Genomic DNA, 13,374 nt, shown 5'->3' on the forward strand with positions numbered 1-13,374 from the left:
ACCTTCTGCGCACGCGACACGCACCGTCTTATGTAATCACGGCCACAGCTTCCCCAATACTCGGGCGGCGCAGCTCACACCCGGGCACGACGGTCGCCGGCCGGATCCGTCAGCAGGCCCGCGACCTCGGCGGCGCTCGGCAATTCCTCGGGGATCACGGTGGTGCCGGGGCGCACATAGTGGAAGGCGGCGCCGACCGAGGATTCCGGGATGCCGGCCAACGCCGCCCAGGCCACGCGGTACACGGCGAGCTGGACGGCGGCCTGCCGCATCGCGTCCGGGCCGTGCGGCGGTTCGCCCGTCTTCCAGTCCACCACCGTGGCACCGCCGTCGGGATCGGCGAAGACAGCGTCGATGCGTCCGCGCACCAGCGTGTCGCCGATCGGCATCTCGAACGGCACCTCGACTGCCACGGGAGTTCTAGCAGCCCAGGGTGATTGGGTGAAGGCATCCTGCAACGCGGACAGTTCCGCGGTGTCGCCGACGTCGGAGTCCGCGGCGCCCGGCAGGTCGCCGAGCTCGAACAAGCACTCGGTCCCGTAGAATTTCTGGACCCAGGCGTGAAAGGCGTTGCCCAGCAACGCATGCGGTTCTGGCCGCGACGGCAGCCGGTGCCTCAACCGCTGCGCGGTGCCCGCCGGGTCGCGCGCCAGGCCGACCAGGGAGCTGACCGACAGCTGGCCCGGCAGGGCGGTGGCCGGCGGCTGCACCAGCCGGGCGCGCTCGGCCAGCAGTGCGTCGACGTCGGCGGCCCAGCCGTCCACATCGATGTGCGCCTCGGCCGGGCCGGCCCGCAACGCCCGCGCCACCAGCGCGGCGCCATGCTCGACGTCGTCACGCCGCCCGGCCAGCGGGTCGGGCGGCCACACCGCTTCGATGACGTCGTCGCGCAGCGGGTTTCGCTCGCCATCGGCGGGCGCCGGGGCCCAGTGCTCCACCGTTCCGCAGGGGTCGCCGGCCGCGGCCGAATCGTCGATCACGGCCTTGATTTCGCACAGGAAGTCCGACGGGCCGCGCGGCTTGATGCCGGTGGCCGCCCAGTGATGCCCGGACACCAGCAGCGTGTCCTCGGCCCGGGTGATGGCGACATACAGTAGTCGGCGCTCCTCGTCGATGCGCCGCTGCTCGAGCTGGTGCCGATGCTCGGAAATCTTGTCCGACAGCTGCTTTCGGTTGGTGACGTCGGCGGTGTCCATGACCGGGATGCCCAGCGCGCCCGCGGCGGCGCGGTCGCCGCGCAACAGCGGCGGCAGCTCGGCGGCGTCGGTGAGCCAGGTGCTCTTCGACGCCGTCGACGGGAAGGTGCCGCCCGACAAATGGGCCACCGCGACGACCTGCCATTCCAGCCCCTTTGCGGAGTGCACGGTGAGCACCTGGACGCGGTCGCGGGCGACCGCCAACGGCGCGGGCGCCAAACCGTTCTCGACCGACTCCGCGACGTCCAGGAACGCCAGCAGCCCGGTCACCGAGGTGGCTGCCGATCCGTCCGCCGGTCCGGTCGCGGTGTCGGTGCGTTCGGCGTACCCGGCGACGACGTCGGCGAACGCATCGAGGTGCTCGGTGCCGGCCCAGCCGGCCCCGACCCCCGCCGCGGCCCGGACCTCGCAGTCGATGCCCAGCACCCGCCGCACCTCGGCGACCAGGTCCGGAAGCGGATGCCCTAGGTGGGCGCGCAGGGCGCTCAGTTCGGCGGCCAGCGCGGTGATGCGCTGGTACCCCGCGGCCGAATACGCGCCGGCCGCACCGGGATCGGCGATCGCGTCGGCCAGGCACACGGTGTCCGCGTCGGGACCGGCAGCGCTCGCGATCGACTCGGGAGAGGACGCCTCGGCGGGCTGCACCACCCCGCCGAGCGCACGCGCCCGCTGCCACAGCGCCGCGAGGTCGCGGGCGCCCAGGCGCCAGCGGGACCCGGTGAGCACCCGCATCGCCGCCGCGCCGGCCGTCGGATCGGCGACCAGTCGCAGCATGGCCACCACCTCGGCGACCTCGGGGATGGCCAGCAGCCCGGCCAGCCCGACGACCTCGACGGGGATGCCGCGGGCGCGCAACGCGTCGGCGATCGGCGCGGCATCGGCGTTGCGGCGCACCAGGACCGCGGCCGTCGGCGGACCGACGCCTTCGTCGCGGGCCTGCCGGTAATGCGAGTCGAGGTGCTCGGCGATCCACTCGCGCTCGGCCGTCACGTCGGGCAGCAATGCGCAGCGGACGGTGCCCGGCGGGGCGTCCGGGCGCGGGCGCAGCGCGTGCACGGCCACCGATCGCCGCCGCGCCTCGGCCGACACCGCGTTGGCCACCCGCAGCGTCCGCGGCGGATTGCGCCAGCTGGTCCGCAACTCCAGGATCGGGGCGGGGGTGCCGTCGGATCGGGGAAAGTCGGTGGTGAACCGCGGCAGGTTGGTCGCCGAGGCGCCGCGCCAGCCGTAGATCGACTGGATCGGGTCGCCGACGGCCGTGAGCGCCAGCCCGTCGTCGACCCCACCGCCGAACAGTGCTGAGAGCGCGACGCGTTGGGCGTGGCCGGTGTCCTGGTACTCGTCGAGCAGCACCACCCGATAGCGGGCGCGCAGGTCCTCGCCGACTTGCGGGAACGTCGCCGCCAGCCTGGCCGCCGAGGCCATCTGCATCCCGAAGTCCATCACCTTCGCGGCGCGCATGCGGTCGTTGAGCGCGTCGAGCAGTGGCACCAGCTCGGCGCGTTCGGTCTGGGTGGCCAGCAGCCGCAGCAGCCATTGGCTGGGGCCGCGATCGCGTTGATAGGGACCCGCGGGCAGGCAGTGGATCAGCCGCTCCAGCTCGACGTGGGTGTCGCGCAGCTGGCCGGTGTCCACCAGGTGTTCGGCCAGTTGCCCCCACAGCCGCAGCACCATCGAGGTGACGGCCGCCGGGGTCTTGTCGGTCCGCAGATCGCCGGGATAGCCGTTCACCACGTCGAAAGCCAGCTGCCACGACTCGGTTTCGCTGAGCAGCCGGGTGTCGGGCTCGACGGGCAGCAGCAGCCCGTAGTCGCGCAGCAGCGAGCCCGCGAAGGCGTGGTAGGTGCTGACCGTGGGCGCGCCCTCGGCGTCGACGGACGCACCCGGCGCGCCCAGCCCGACGCCGGCCAGCCGGGCCAGCCGGGAGCGCACGCGGCGCAGCAACTGGCCGGCGGCCTTGCGGGTAAACGTCAAGCCCAGCACCTGACCGGGTTCGGCGTAGCCATTGGCGATCAGCCACACCACCCGCGCCGCCATGGTTTCGGTCTTGCCGGCGCCGGCGCCGGCGATCACCACCAGCGGTCCCGGCGGCGCGGCGATGACGGCGGCCTGCTCGTCGGTCGGTGCGAAAAGCCCGAGCGCGCCGGCTAATTCGGCGGGGCTGTAGCGCGGCCGCGGCGGGGTCATCGCTGCGCGCCGTCCGCGTGGGCCGGGCAGTTCGGCCGGATCGGGCAATGGGTGCAGCCATCGTTGCGCCGCGCGATGAACTGCGGGCCGGAGGTCGCGCCGGCCGCGCGGCCGATGACCTCGCGCCATTCGTCGCCGGCGGCGGCGGTCAGCGGATCCTGTTCGCGTTCGGCCACTCCGGACGCCCCGGTCTTGCCGACGTAGACCAGTCGCGCGCCGCCGGGCTCGGCGCTGTCGGTCCCGTTGCCCACCAATCCTTCTGCCACCGCAAGCTGGTACATGGCGAGCTGGGCGTGTTGCTGCGCATCGTCCTTGCTGACCGGTGTCTTGCCGGTCTTGATGTCGACGATCACCAGCCGGCCGGCGGCGTCGCGCTCCAGCCGGTCGACCCGGCCGCGCAGCCGCACTTCGCCGCCGTCGCCGGTGGCCACCGTTCCCTCGATCTCGACCTCGACGCCGACCTCGGTCAGTGCGCCGCGGGTCTGCGCCCGCCACTCGATGAACGCCTCCAGCATGGCGCGGTGCCGGGCCAGCTCGTTGTCCGAATGCCATTGCGCCGCAATGGGAAGATGCTTCCAGGCGCGGTCGAGCTCGGCCAGCAATTCCGATTCGCTCCGGTGCGGTTCGGCGATCAGGGCGTGCACCACCGACCCGATCGCCGAGCGCACGTCGCGCGGTCCCGACCCACCGTGCCGCTCGGCGAGCCAGCGCAGCGGGCAGTCGTTGAGGGTCTGCAGGGTCGACGGCGTCAGGGTGACCACGTCGCCGCTGTCGCGCAGCGGCTCGCTGGTGCTGACCGGGGTCAGGCCGTGCCACCCGGCCGGGTCGGCGCCGGGCACGCCGGCTTTGGCCAACCGCGCCAATTGCGTTGCCGCACAATCGCGGGCGAGCTCATCCACCACACCCTCGGGCGCGCACACCACGCCACGCAGCCGGCCCACCAGCGCGGCCGCGGACAACACCCGCGGCGCCGAAACCGGTTGCACACCGGCGCTATCGGCGCCGTCGTCGGCCCACTGCGCGATTTCGGCGAAGAATACCGACGGCAGCGCGGCCTCCAGGCCGGCCCCGCCGCTGTCGCTGTCGACGGCCGTCACCAGCAACCGGCGCCGGGCCCGCCCCATCGCCGCCACCAACAGCCTGCGCTCCTCGGCCAGCAGCGGCGCGCGCACCGAGACGTCAGCGCCGATCCCGTCCAGCACGTCGAGCAGCCGCTGGGTGGCCAGCACACCGCCGCGCGGAACGGTGTTGGGCCACAAGCCATCCTGTAACCCGGCAATGACCACGAAATCCCATTCGTGCCCCAGCGCCGCGTGCGCGCTCAGTACCCTGACCTGCTCGGCCGCGGCGACGGGCTCGGGAGTGGCGCCCGGCAGCGCCAGCGCGGCGATGTGCTCGACCAGACCGCGCAACGACGCTCCCGAGGTGCGCGACACGTACTCGTCGGTGACGTCGAACAACGCGGTCACCGACTCGAGATCCCGGGTGGCCTGAGCCGCGACGGGACCGCCGCGCTCGCTCGCCGACAGCAAGCGGCGCTGCAACCCAGACCGGTGCCAGGCGGCCCACAGGGTGTAGCGCGGGTCGTCACGGGCGCGGTGTGAGCGCGCGGCCGCGTCCAGCACCGCGCGGACCTTGCGCAGGGGGGCGAACCGCGGACCCGCCGGCGTCGCGTCACCGGACAGCGCCTCGACCAACAGGTCGGCGAAGTCCGCCGGTGCGCGATCGGGGTTGGCGCGCTGCAGTGTTCGGCGCAGCTGGCGCAGCGAAACCGGATCGACACGGCCGATGGGGCCGGTCAGCAGCGCCAGCGCCTGCTGCCCGTCGAGCCCGTCTGCGGTGGCCAGCAGCACGGTGAGCAGGGCGCGCGCGGCCGGCTCCTCGGACAGCGGCCCGGGGACGGCCGGCGCGGCCACCGGCACCCCGGCCGCGGCCAACGCGCGCGGCAATCGCGCACCGGCCCGCGGCACCGACCGGACGATGACCGCCATCTGCGACCAGGGCACCCCCTCGACCAGGTGGGCGCGCCGCAGCGCGTCGGCGATGATCGCGGCCTCGGCGTGCGCCGACGCGGCCAGCCGCACCGCGACCGATCCCTCCCCCGCCCCGGCGCCGTCGATCTGCCGGCCGCTGCTGCCGCCCGGTAACCGGGCCGCGATACCGCTGACCGCGCGCGCCACCGCGGGGGCGCAGCGGTGCGATGTCGTCAGCGTCACCGAGGGCGCGTCGCCGCCGAGCAACCCGGCGGGTTCGCCACCGCGGAAGCCGAAGACCGCCTGGTTGGGATCCCCGGCGATCAGCGCCAGCTCGGCGCCCGCCGCGAGCGCCCGAACCAGGCGGGCGGCCTGCGGGTCGAGCTGCTGGGCGTCGTCGACCAGCAGGAGGCGGATCCGGCCGCGTTCGGCGGCCAGCAAGTCGGGGTCGACGGCGAACGATTCCAGCGCGGCGCCGACCAATTCGGCGGCGCCCAGCGCGGGTGTGGTGGCCTCCGGCGCGGCCGTGCCCACCGCGGCGCGCAGCAGCATCACCTGCTCGTACTGGCGCGCGAATTGGCCGGCGGCGGTCCACTCCGGGCGCCGGCAACGTCGCCCAAGCCGCTCCAGTTCCTGGGGATCCACGCCACGTTCGGCGCAGCGGGCCAACAGGTTTCGCAGTTCGGTGGCGAAGCCGGCGGTGCCGAGCGCGGGCCGCAGCTGAGCCGGCCAGGCCGTCGCTGCGCGCGGCCCGTCCTCGAGGTCTCCGGCCAGCAGCTCCCGGATGATGGCGTCCTGTTCGGCGCTGGTGACCAGCCGCGGGGGCGCCTCGCCGGCGCGCTCGGCGGCGCGCCGCAAGACCGCGTACGCGTACCCGTGCACGGTCCGCACCAGCGGCTCGCTCACGGCGGCCCGGCCTGCGCCGGTGGATCGCGCGCGCAACAACGCCGTCGTCAGCGCGCTGCGCTCGGCCATCCCGATCCGGCCGGAACCGGTAAGCAGCAGAACCGATTCCGGGTTGACGCCGGCGTCAATCTGGGCGACGGCGGCGTCGATCAGCAGGCTGCTCTTGCCGGTGCCGGGCCCACCGAGAACCCGAACGACCCCGCGCGAGCCGGGCGCCAGCAGAGCATCCGCATCGGTGTCCCAGGTGTGTGGCATGGCTGCATGCAATCACCAGGGTGTGACAAGTTTCGTCAGGCCGAAACCGCCGCCGGCTTCTACCCTGGAGGCCGGAGCGCGGAGCAGACCGGAAGGAGGGGTGCAAGACCATGCAGGACGACGAACGCGGCTTTCCCGTCGACGAGGCGCCCGAAGGCGACGCGATAGAACAATTGCGGTCCGTCGATTCCGACGACGAGACCGGCCTGGACACCGACTACGTGGCAGCCGCCCGGGACTGGGACGCCAACGAGGCCGACGTGATCGAGCAGGCCTACATCGTGCCCAACGAGGACGATCGGGATGACGACCGGTGAGGCCCGCCCGCGCGACGTGATCGCGTCGGCTGGCACCATCGACGGGTGACCGCGAAGTTGCATGTGCACCGCTATGGCCCGCCCGGTCCGGTGCGGATCCTGGCGCTGCACGGGTTGACCGGCCACGGCCAGCGCTGGCAGCATCTGTCCGGCTTTCTGCCCGGGATCGGCATCGCCGCACCGGATCTGGTCGGCCATGGCCGCTCCTCGTGGGCCGCGCCGTGGACCATCGACGCCAACGTCGTGGCCTTGGCCGCGCTGCTCGACGAGCAGCCCGACACCCCGGTGGTGATCGTGGGCCACTCGTTCGGCGGCGGGCTGGCGATGCACCTGGCCGCGGCCCGCCCCGGCCTGGTGGCGGGGTTGCTGCTGCTCGACCCGGCGGTCGGGCTGGACGGCGACTGGATGCGCGAGATCGCCGAAGCGATGCTGTCCTCGCCCGACTATCCGAACGCCGAGGAGGCGCGCCTGGAGAAGGTGCACGGTTCTTGGTCCGATGTCGAGCCCGCCCTGCTGGACGCCGAGCTCGACGAGCACCTGATCGTGCTGCCGGGCGGGCGCTACGGCTGGCGGGTCAGCCTGCCGGCGATAATGGCGTACTGGAGCGAGTTGGCCCGCGACACCGTGCTGCCGCCGGCGACGACCCCGACCGTCCTGGTGCGGGCCAAGCGCACCACCCCGCCCTATGTCACCGACAAACTGATCGACGACTTGGCGCGGCGATTGGGTTCGGGTTTCCGGTTGCTGGACTTCGACTGCAACCACATGGTGCCCTACGCCAAGCCCGACGAGGTCGCCGCGTTGACCCGCGAACTGCTGGAAGCGCGCTGAGGATGGCGCCGGTGACCGACGAGCAGGTCGAGCGGGTGCGTGCGCTGGTCGCCGAAATCCCATCCGGCCGGGTGGTCACCTACGGCGACATCGCCACTGTCGCGGGGCTTTCCAGCCCGCGCATCGTCGGCTGGATCATGCGGACCGACTCCTCAGACCTGCCCTGGCACCGCGTGATCACCGCCTCCGGGCGCCCGGCGCGGCACCTGACCACCCGGCAGCTGGAGTTGTTGCGCGCCGAAGGCGTGCTGGCGACCGACGGCAGGATCGCGCTGCGCGAGGTCCGCTACGAGTTTCCCGGCGAACGCTAGAGCACCAACCGGACCAGCGCCGCGGTGCGGGCCAGGCCGGGGAACGCCTCGGCCGTCGACCGCGGGTGCAGTGCGTGCACCGCGAGGCGAAACATCAACGCCCGCAACAACATCTGCGGCCACTCCGGTAGGGCGTTCCAGCGCTCGATCAGACCGTCGTCGGCCTCGCCCCAGGACAGCGCGTCGATGACGACCACGCCGGCCGCCCACGAGGCCGGCCGCCAGTACGGGGTGATGTCGGTGATTCCCGGCGCCGCGGTGCCGACGAAAAGCACTGTGCCGTAGAGGTCTCCGTGTACCAGCTGGTTGGGGCTCTTGGTCGGCTTACGCAGGGTGGCGAGCTGGTGGAGCAGCTCCACCGATCGCTCGGCGTCCGCGGTCGGCGGGGCCACCCGCGCGCCCGGCGGCACCGACGCCAGCGGCCGTTCCTCCCAGGCCGCGCGATCGGCGGCGATGAAAATGTCGACGTCGCCCCACGGCGCCGTGGGGCCTTGGGTCAGGAATCGGGGCCGGTCCAGTTTGCCCGTCGCCTCGTGCAGCCGCACCGCCGCGGAGACGACTTCGTCATGGCGGGGCTCCGGTGTGCCGGCGACGAAGGTGTCCGCCCGCCAACCGGAAACGACGTAGCGCCCGTCGGTGGAACGGACCGGCCGGGCGAGCCGGACGCCGTCGACGAACAGGGTCTCGCGGACCCGCGCGGACCACGCCGCGCGCGCGTTGTCGGCCACCAGCGACAAGACGACTTCGCCGCACCGCCAGCCGCCCTCCCAGCTGGCCCCCAAGTAGACGGGTTTAACGCCGGCCAAACCAAACGCCGACAGCACATGATCCGGCGGTGGCTCGACTGTCACACCGGTACTCTAAACGAGTCCAACAAGCGGCGATCGCAAGCGCGGCGAAGCCGGGCGCGGCGGGTCGCCGCAGTCCAACAAGCGGCGATCGCGAGCTTGGCGGCGGGTCGCCGCCAGTCGGCGCAGCGGCGGGTCGCCCCAGTCCAACAAGCGTTACGGGTCAGTACATGACCATGTCGGGCTGCATCTGCTGCGCCCATGCCACGATCCCGCCCTGCAAATGCACCGCGTCGGCGAAGCCGGCCTTGCGCAACACCGCCAGCGCCTGGGCCGAGCGAACCCCGGTTTTGCAGTACAGCACCGGCAGGCGGTCTTGCGGCAGCTTTGCCAGACCCTCGCCGGAATTGATCAACGACTGCGGAATCAGCTGGGCCCCGTCGATGTGGACGATGTCGAACTCCACCGGCTCACGCACGTCGATCAGGGCCAGCTTCTTGCCGGAATCCAGCCAGTCGCGCAATTCCCGTGGCGTGATGGCGTCCGCGTCGTCGTGGGCGGCGAGCCCGGGCCCCACGCCGCACAACTGCTCGTAGTCGACGAGCTCGGTGATCTTCGGCCTCGACGCATCCGACGGATCGCGGCGGATCGCGATCGTGCGGTAGGTCATCTCCAGCGCGTCGTAGATCATCAGCCGGCCCAGCAACGAGTCGCCGATCCCGGTAATGAGTTTGATCACTTCGGTGCTCATCACCGAGGCGATGGAGGAGCAGACGATGCCCAGCACGCCACCCTCGGCGCAGGACGGGACGGAGCCGGCCGGCGGCGGCTCGGGGTAGAGATCGCGATAGTTGAGTCCGCGGCCGTCGGGGGCGTCCTCCCAGCACACCGAGACCTGGCCCTCGAAGCGGTAGATCGAGCCCCACACGTAGGGCTTCTTCGCCAGCACCGCCGCGTCGTTGACCAGGTAGCGGGTCGCGAAGTTGTCGGTGCCGTCGACGATCAGGTCGTAGTGGCCGAACAACTCGACGGCGTTGGTGGAATCCAGACGGAACTCGTGTAGCCGCACGTCGACCAGCGGGTTGATCGCGGCGATGGAGTCGCGCGCCGAGGAGGCCTTGGACCGTCCGACGTCGGCCACCCCGTGGATGATCTGGCGCTGCAGGTTCGACTCGTCGACCACGTCGAAGTCGACGATGCCGATGGTGCCCACGCCGGCGGCCGCCAAGTAGAGCAGCGTCGGCGCGCCCAGCCCGCCGGCGCCGATCACCAGCACCCGGGCGTTCTTGAGCCGCTTCTGCCCATCGGGGCCCAGGCCGGGAATGATCAGGTGCCGGCTGTAGCGGGCCACCTCGTCGCTACTGAGGTGGTCTGCGGGTGCCACCAGGGGCGGCAGCGGCGTCGACACTTGCGAACATCTCCTCGATTGGGTTCTCCCCACCATCTCAGCAGCCGGACGGACCGGCGGCAATCAGGCGGCGCGCGGGCCGGGTTGGCTCAGCTCACGAATCGGCCGATCGCGACAGAGGCCGCGAGCAGCAGGAGCATCACATTGATCGGCAAAGGTTGCCGCTCGTTACGGGTCAGGTGGACGCGCAGTGCCCCGATCTGCACAATGACCAGGCCGACCGCAGCGATCGGGGTCAGGATGCGGGCGATGCCGGTCGCCTCGGGCAGGATCACGCCGAGCGCGCCGAGGATTTCGACCGCGCCGACGGCTTTCACGGCCGCGTCCGAGTTGTCCTTCATCCAGTCGAGCCGGCCCGTTGCCACAAGTTGCTCGCGCGATCGAATGAGCTTGAGCCCGCCCGCGGCGAGATAGACGAATGCGAGCAGGCCCTGCGCCGTCCACAGTGCGATGTTCACGGCAGTCCCCAATCCTTACCATTTGTGTGTAACCACATCGTGTGTCAGCGATGGGACCCTCACAAAAGGCACATCGATGTATGCATCCAGGAAGCGGACTTCGCTATGACGCACATCACAAAGACGCCGCGGATACCCGAGGGCGGCGCGGTCCGGGAGGTGCTCGATCGCATCGGCGACAAGTGGAGTCTGCTGGTGATCGGGACGCTGCGCGGCGGACCGATGCGGTTCGGCGGGTTGGCGGAGTCCGTGGCGGGCATTTCGCAGCGGATGCTCACCGTGACGCTCAAACACCTGGTCGAAGATGGCCTGGTCGAGCGCACGGCCTACGCCGAAGTGCCGCCGCGAGTGGAATACGAGCTGACCGAGCTCGGGCGAACGCTGCTACCGCTGGTGATCTCCCTCGCCGAGTGGGCGATGGCGCACCGCGACGAGATCAATGCCAACCGCACGCAGCGGAGCAAGCGGCGGTCCGCTAGGCGATCGGGTACGGCCAGGGATTGAACCGGCAGGTCTTCCCGTCGGCCTTGACGACGTCGGGGTCGAACTGGGCGGCGTCGTTGTTCGCCGTGGAGAAAGTCTGCTGCATCATCACCGGCGCCAGGGCGCCCTGCTGCTCGCACGGCTCGTGGTGCAGGTATCCGATGGCGTGGCCGACCTCGTGGTTGATCACGTACTGCCGGTAGGAGCCGATGTCACCTTCGAACGGCACCGCTCCCCGTATCCAGCGCGCCTCGTTGATGAAGACCCGCGCCTCGCGGTTGGCGCCGAACACCGGGTTGTAGCAAGAGGTCTCGAGCCGAAATTCGTAGCCGCAGCCCTCGCGCACCGTCACCGGCGACACCAGCGAGATCCGAAAGTCGGGTTTGCCGTTGTCGATCCGGATGAACGCGAATTGCGGGTTGTGCGTCCAGCCCTTCGGATTGCCCAGCGTCTGGTCGACCATCTGGGCGAAGGCGTCGTCGCCGCCGAACATGGTCGGGTCGATGCCGTTTTCCACTTCGACGGTGTAGCGGAACACCTTTGCGGTGCCCTGCCCGATCTGCGGAGTGGCGCCCGGCACGACATGCCAGGTCTTGTCGCCCGCTTCGGTGAACGGTCCACCGTCGGGCAGGGTCCCGGCCGGCAGGTTGGCGTCGAACGCGGCGAGCCCGCGCGGCGGGGCGTCGATGATCGTGGTGCCCACCGCGCCGATCGCCGGCGGGCTCTGGATGGGCTGGCTGGCCGTGGGCTTCGGCGCGCCCGTGCCGGTCACTGTTTGGTACATCACCACCGCGGTGAGCACCACCAGGACGGGCAGGGCATACGCGCGCCACCCGTAAGTGGATACGAACCGCCCGAGCCAGGTCTGTTTGCGCCATTGGCGCGGCCGTTCACGGTCGGCCCGGACCCGTCCGGGTTCCCGCGCCAGGGGGTCGCGCAGCGCCCGCAGGGGCTCGCGCCACTCGTCGCGTAGCACCGGCACGCGACCGCTGCTGCGCGGGGGGCGCGGGCAAGTCATTTCCCCAGGATTACACAGCCCGGCACCCGCCTCGTCCGTGGCGCGCCCGAATCCGCCGTCCGACACCGCTTCTGCCTGCGGCGACGACCGCGATGACGGTCGCATCGAGCGGGCGGGTAGTAAGGTCTTTTCCACGGGCTGCGAGCGGCTGACCCCGGTTTACCGACGGCCGGCCGCCGATAATCAGATGAGGAATCGATGAGCGAACTCGCCAAGGCGCCGGCGCGGCGCGCCGTCAGATCGGCTGACCGCGGTCGGCCGGCGGACGGATCCGCGGTTTCCAACCGGCGGGGCAACCGATTGCCCCGCGACGAGCGGCGCGGTCAATTGCTCATCGTGGCCAGCGACGTGTTCGTCGACCGCGGCTACCACGCGGCAGGCATGGACGAGATCGCCGATCGTGCCGGGGTTAGCAAACCCGTGCTGTATCAACACTTTTCGAGCAAGCTCGAGCTGTATCTGGCGGTGCTGGCGCGGCATGTGGAGAACCTGGTCTCGGGCGTTCAGAACGCTCTGAGCACCACGACCGACAACCGGCGCCGGTTGCACTCCGCGGTGCAGGCGTTCTTCGATTTCATCGAGCACGACAGCCAGGGTTACCGGCTGATCTTCGAGAACGACTACGTCACCGAACCCGAGGTGGCCGCCCAGGTGCGCGTCGCCACCGAATCCTGCATCGACGCGGTCTTCGCGTTGATCAGTGAGGATTCCGGGCTGGATCCGCACCGGGCCCGGATGATCGCGGTCGGGCTGGTCGGCATCAGCGTCGACTGCGCCAGGTACTGGCTGGATTCGGACCGACCGATCTCCAAGGCGGACGCCGTCGACGGCACCGTCCAGTTCGCCTGGGGCGGACTGTCACACGTGCCGCTGACCCGCTCCTAACGCCCCTTGCCGGCGTGCTTGCCGGATTCGGCGCTGATCCCGAAGCCCACCCGGCGGGCGTCGGCGACGCCGATCTCGACGTAGGCGATCTTGCTGGTGTGAATCAGGAAGCGGCGGCCCCGCTCGTCGCTCAGGCGCAGCAGGCCCGAGCCGTCGCTCAGGGCGGCGCTGACCAGTTCTTCGATCTCGGCGGGCGTCTGGGTGCTGGCGAGGACCAGCTCGCGCGGACTATCCGTGATACCGATCTTGACCTCCACGGTCACCCCTTCCATGGGTCTTGCAGTCTTGCGCAGGTATTGCAGTCCCGGCCCTGTCAGCAGCAGGCTAGTTGACGCCGCAGACCCCCACCTCCCCGCGT

The 13,374-nt window shown here is 71.3% G+C and carries 12 protein-coding genes; 5 read left to right on the forward strand and 7 right to left on the reverse strand.

What is annotated here, in order from left to right:
* Positions 1-74 precede the first annotated feature (74 nt).
* Positions 75-3,383 (reverse strand): ATP-dependent helicase, encoded by a 3,309-nt coding sequence (locus ACYQ8K_RS26010; RefSeq protein WP_459973603.1) that lies wholly within the window; start codon positions 3,381-3,383, stop codon positions 75-77.
* A complete protein-coding gene (locus ACYQ8K_RS26015) occupies positions 3,380-6,517 on the reverse strand; it encodes a PD-(D/E)XK nuclease family protein (protein WP_459973605.1) in 3,138 nt (1,045 codons plus the stop codon). Before ACYQ8K_RS26015 ends, ACYQ8K_RS26010 begins: the two co-directional genes overlap by 4 nt.
* Positions 6,518-6,627: 110 nt before the next feature.
* Between ACYQ8K_RS26015 and ACYQ8K_RS26020 the strand changes: the two genes are divergently transcribed.
* From ACYQ8K_RS26020 to ACYQ8K_RS26030, 3 genes are read left to right on the forward strand one after another with little or no spacing between them, the layout of a single operon-like run.
* Positions 6,628-6,834 (forward strand): hypothetical protein, encoded by a 207-nt coding sequence (locus ACYQ8K_RS26020; protein WP_459973607.1) that lies wholly within the window; start codon positions 6,628-6,630, stop codon positions 6,832-6,834.
* A gap of 45 nt (positions 6,835-6,879) precedes the next feature.
* A complete protein-coding gene (locus ACYQ8K_RS26025) occupies positions 6,880-7,665 on the forward strand; it encodes an alpha/beta fold hydrolase (protein WP_459973609.1) in 786 nt (261 codons plus the stop codon).
* A gap of 2 nt (positions 7,666-7,667) precedes the next feature.
* Complete coding sequence (locus tag ACYQ8K_RS26030) at positions 7,668-7,976, forward strand: MGMT family protein (RefSeq protein WP_459973611.1); 309 nt, start codon at positions 7,668-7,670, stop codon at positions 7,974-7,976.
* Here the strand turns inward: ACYQ8K_RS26030 and ACYQ8K_RS26035 are convergent.
* The 3 genes from ACYQ8K_RS26035 to ACYQ8K_RS26045 form a co-directional block, all read right to left on the reverse strand.
* Positions 7,973-8,827, reverse strand: a complete 855-nt coding sequence (locus ACYQ8K_RS26035; protein WP_064877094.1) for a TIGR02569 family protein — start codon at positions 8,825-8,827, stop codon at positions 7,973-7,975. The genes ACYQ8K_RS26030 and ACYQ8K_RS26035 overlap by 4 nt on opposite strands.
* A gap of 160 nt (positions 8,828-8,987) precedes the next feature.
* Positions 8,988-10,172, reverse strand: a complete 1,185-nt coding sequence (gene moeZ / locus ACYQ8K_RS26040; protein ID WP_459973613.1) for an adenylyltransferase/sulfurtransferase MoeZ — start codon at positions 10,170-10,172, stop codon at positions 8,988-8,990.
* An 89-nt stretch (positions 10,173-10,261) separates the two neighbouring features.
* Positions 10,262-10,630: a DoxX family protein gene (locus tag ACYQ8K_RS26045; RefSeq protein WP_459973615.1), complete on the reverse strand. Its 369-nt coding sequence runs from the start codon at positions 10,628-10,630 to the stop codon at positions 10,262-10,264.
* Positions 10,631-10,735: 105 nt separating this feature from the next.
* Between ACYQ8K_RS26045 and ACYQ8K_RS26050 the strand changes: the two genes are divergently transcribed.
* Positions 10,736-11,134, forward strand: coding sequence for a winged helix-turn-helix transcriptional regulator (locus tag ACYQ8K_RS26050; protein WP_459973617.1), 399 nt, complete (start codon positions 10,736-10,738; stop codon positions 11,132-11,134).
* Here ACYQ8K_RS26050 and ACYQ8K_RS26055 read toward each other — a convergent pair.
* Positions 11,106-12,236: a DUF3152 domain-containing protein gene (locus ACYQ8K_RS26055; RefSeq protein ID WP_459973618.1), complete on the reverse strand. Its 1,131-nt coding sequence runs from the start codon at positions 12,234-12,236 to the stop codon at positions 11,106-11,108. The two genes, ACYQ8K_RS26050 and ACYQ8K_RS26055, sit on opposite strands and share 29 nt — an antisense overlap.
* Before the next feature lie 93 nt (positions 12,237-12,329).
* Between ACYQ8K_RS26055 and ACYQ8K_RS26060 the strand changes: the two genes are divergently transcribed.
* On the forward strand, positions 12,330-13,016 hold the full coding sequence (locus ACYQ8K_RS26060) for a TetR/AcrR family transcriptional regulator (RefSeq protein WP_459973619.1): 687 nt from the start codon (positions 12,330-12,332) through the stop codon (positions 13,014-13,016).
* Here ACYQ8K_RS26060 and ACYQ8K_RS26065 read toward each other — a convergent pair.
* Positions 13,013-13,273 (reverse strand): DUF3107 domain-containing protein, encoded by a 261-nt coding sequence (locus ACYQ8K_RS26065; protein WP_155762803.1) that lies wholly within the window; start codon positions 13,271-13,273, stop codon positions 13,013-13,015. The two genes, ACYQ8K_RS26060 and ACYQ8K_RS26065, sit on opposite strands and share 4 nt — an antisense overlap.
* Positions 13,274-13,374 lie beyond the last annotated feature (101 nt).

It is taken from the genome of Mycobacterium sp. MUNTM1, assembly GCF_054660795.1.

What these genes read in the sequence shown, in the direction of transcription:
- ACYQ8K_RS26010 (WP_459973603.1), bottom strand. Translation starts at nt 3,383, where the DNA reads ATGACCCCGCCGCGGCCGCGCTACAGCCCCGCCGAATTAGCCGGCGCG.
- ACYQ8K_RS26030 (WP_459973611.1), top strand. Translation starts at nt 7,668, where the DNA reads ATGGCGCCGGTGACCGACGAGCAGGTCGAGCGGGTGCGTGCGCTGGTC.
- ACYQ8K_RS26060 (WP_459973619.1), top strand. Translation starts at nt 12,330, where the DNA reads ATGAGCGAACTCGCCAAGGCGCCGGCGCGGCGCGCCGTCAGATCGGCT.
- ACYQ8K_RS26020 (WP_459973607.1), top strand. Translation starts at nt 6,628, where the DNA reads ATGCAGGACGACGAACGCGGCTTTCCCGTCGACGAGGCGCCCGAAGGC.
- ACYQ8K_RS26015 (WP_459973605.1), bottom strand. Translation starts at nt 6,517, where the DNA reads ATGCCACACACCTGGGACACCGATGCGGATGCTCTGCTGGCGCCCGGC.
- ACYQ8K_RS26050 (WP_459973617.1), top strand. Translation starts at nt 10,736, where the DNA reads ATGACGCACATCACAAAGACGCCGCGGATACCCGAGGGCGGCGCGGTC.
- ACYQ8K_RS26055 (WP_459973618.1), bottom strand. Translation starts at nt 12,236, where the DNA reads ATGCGACCGTCATCGCGGTCGTCGCCGCAGGCAGAAGCGGTGTCGGAC.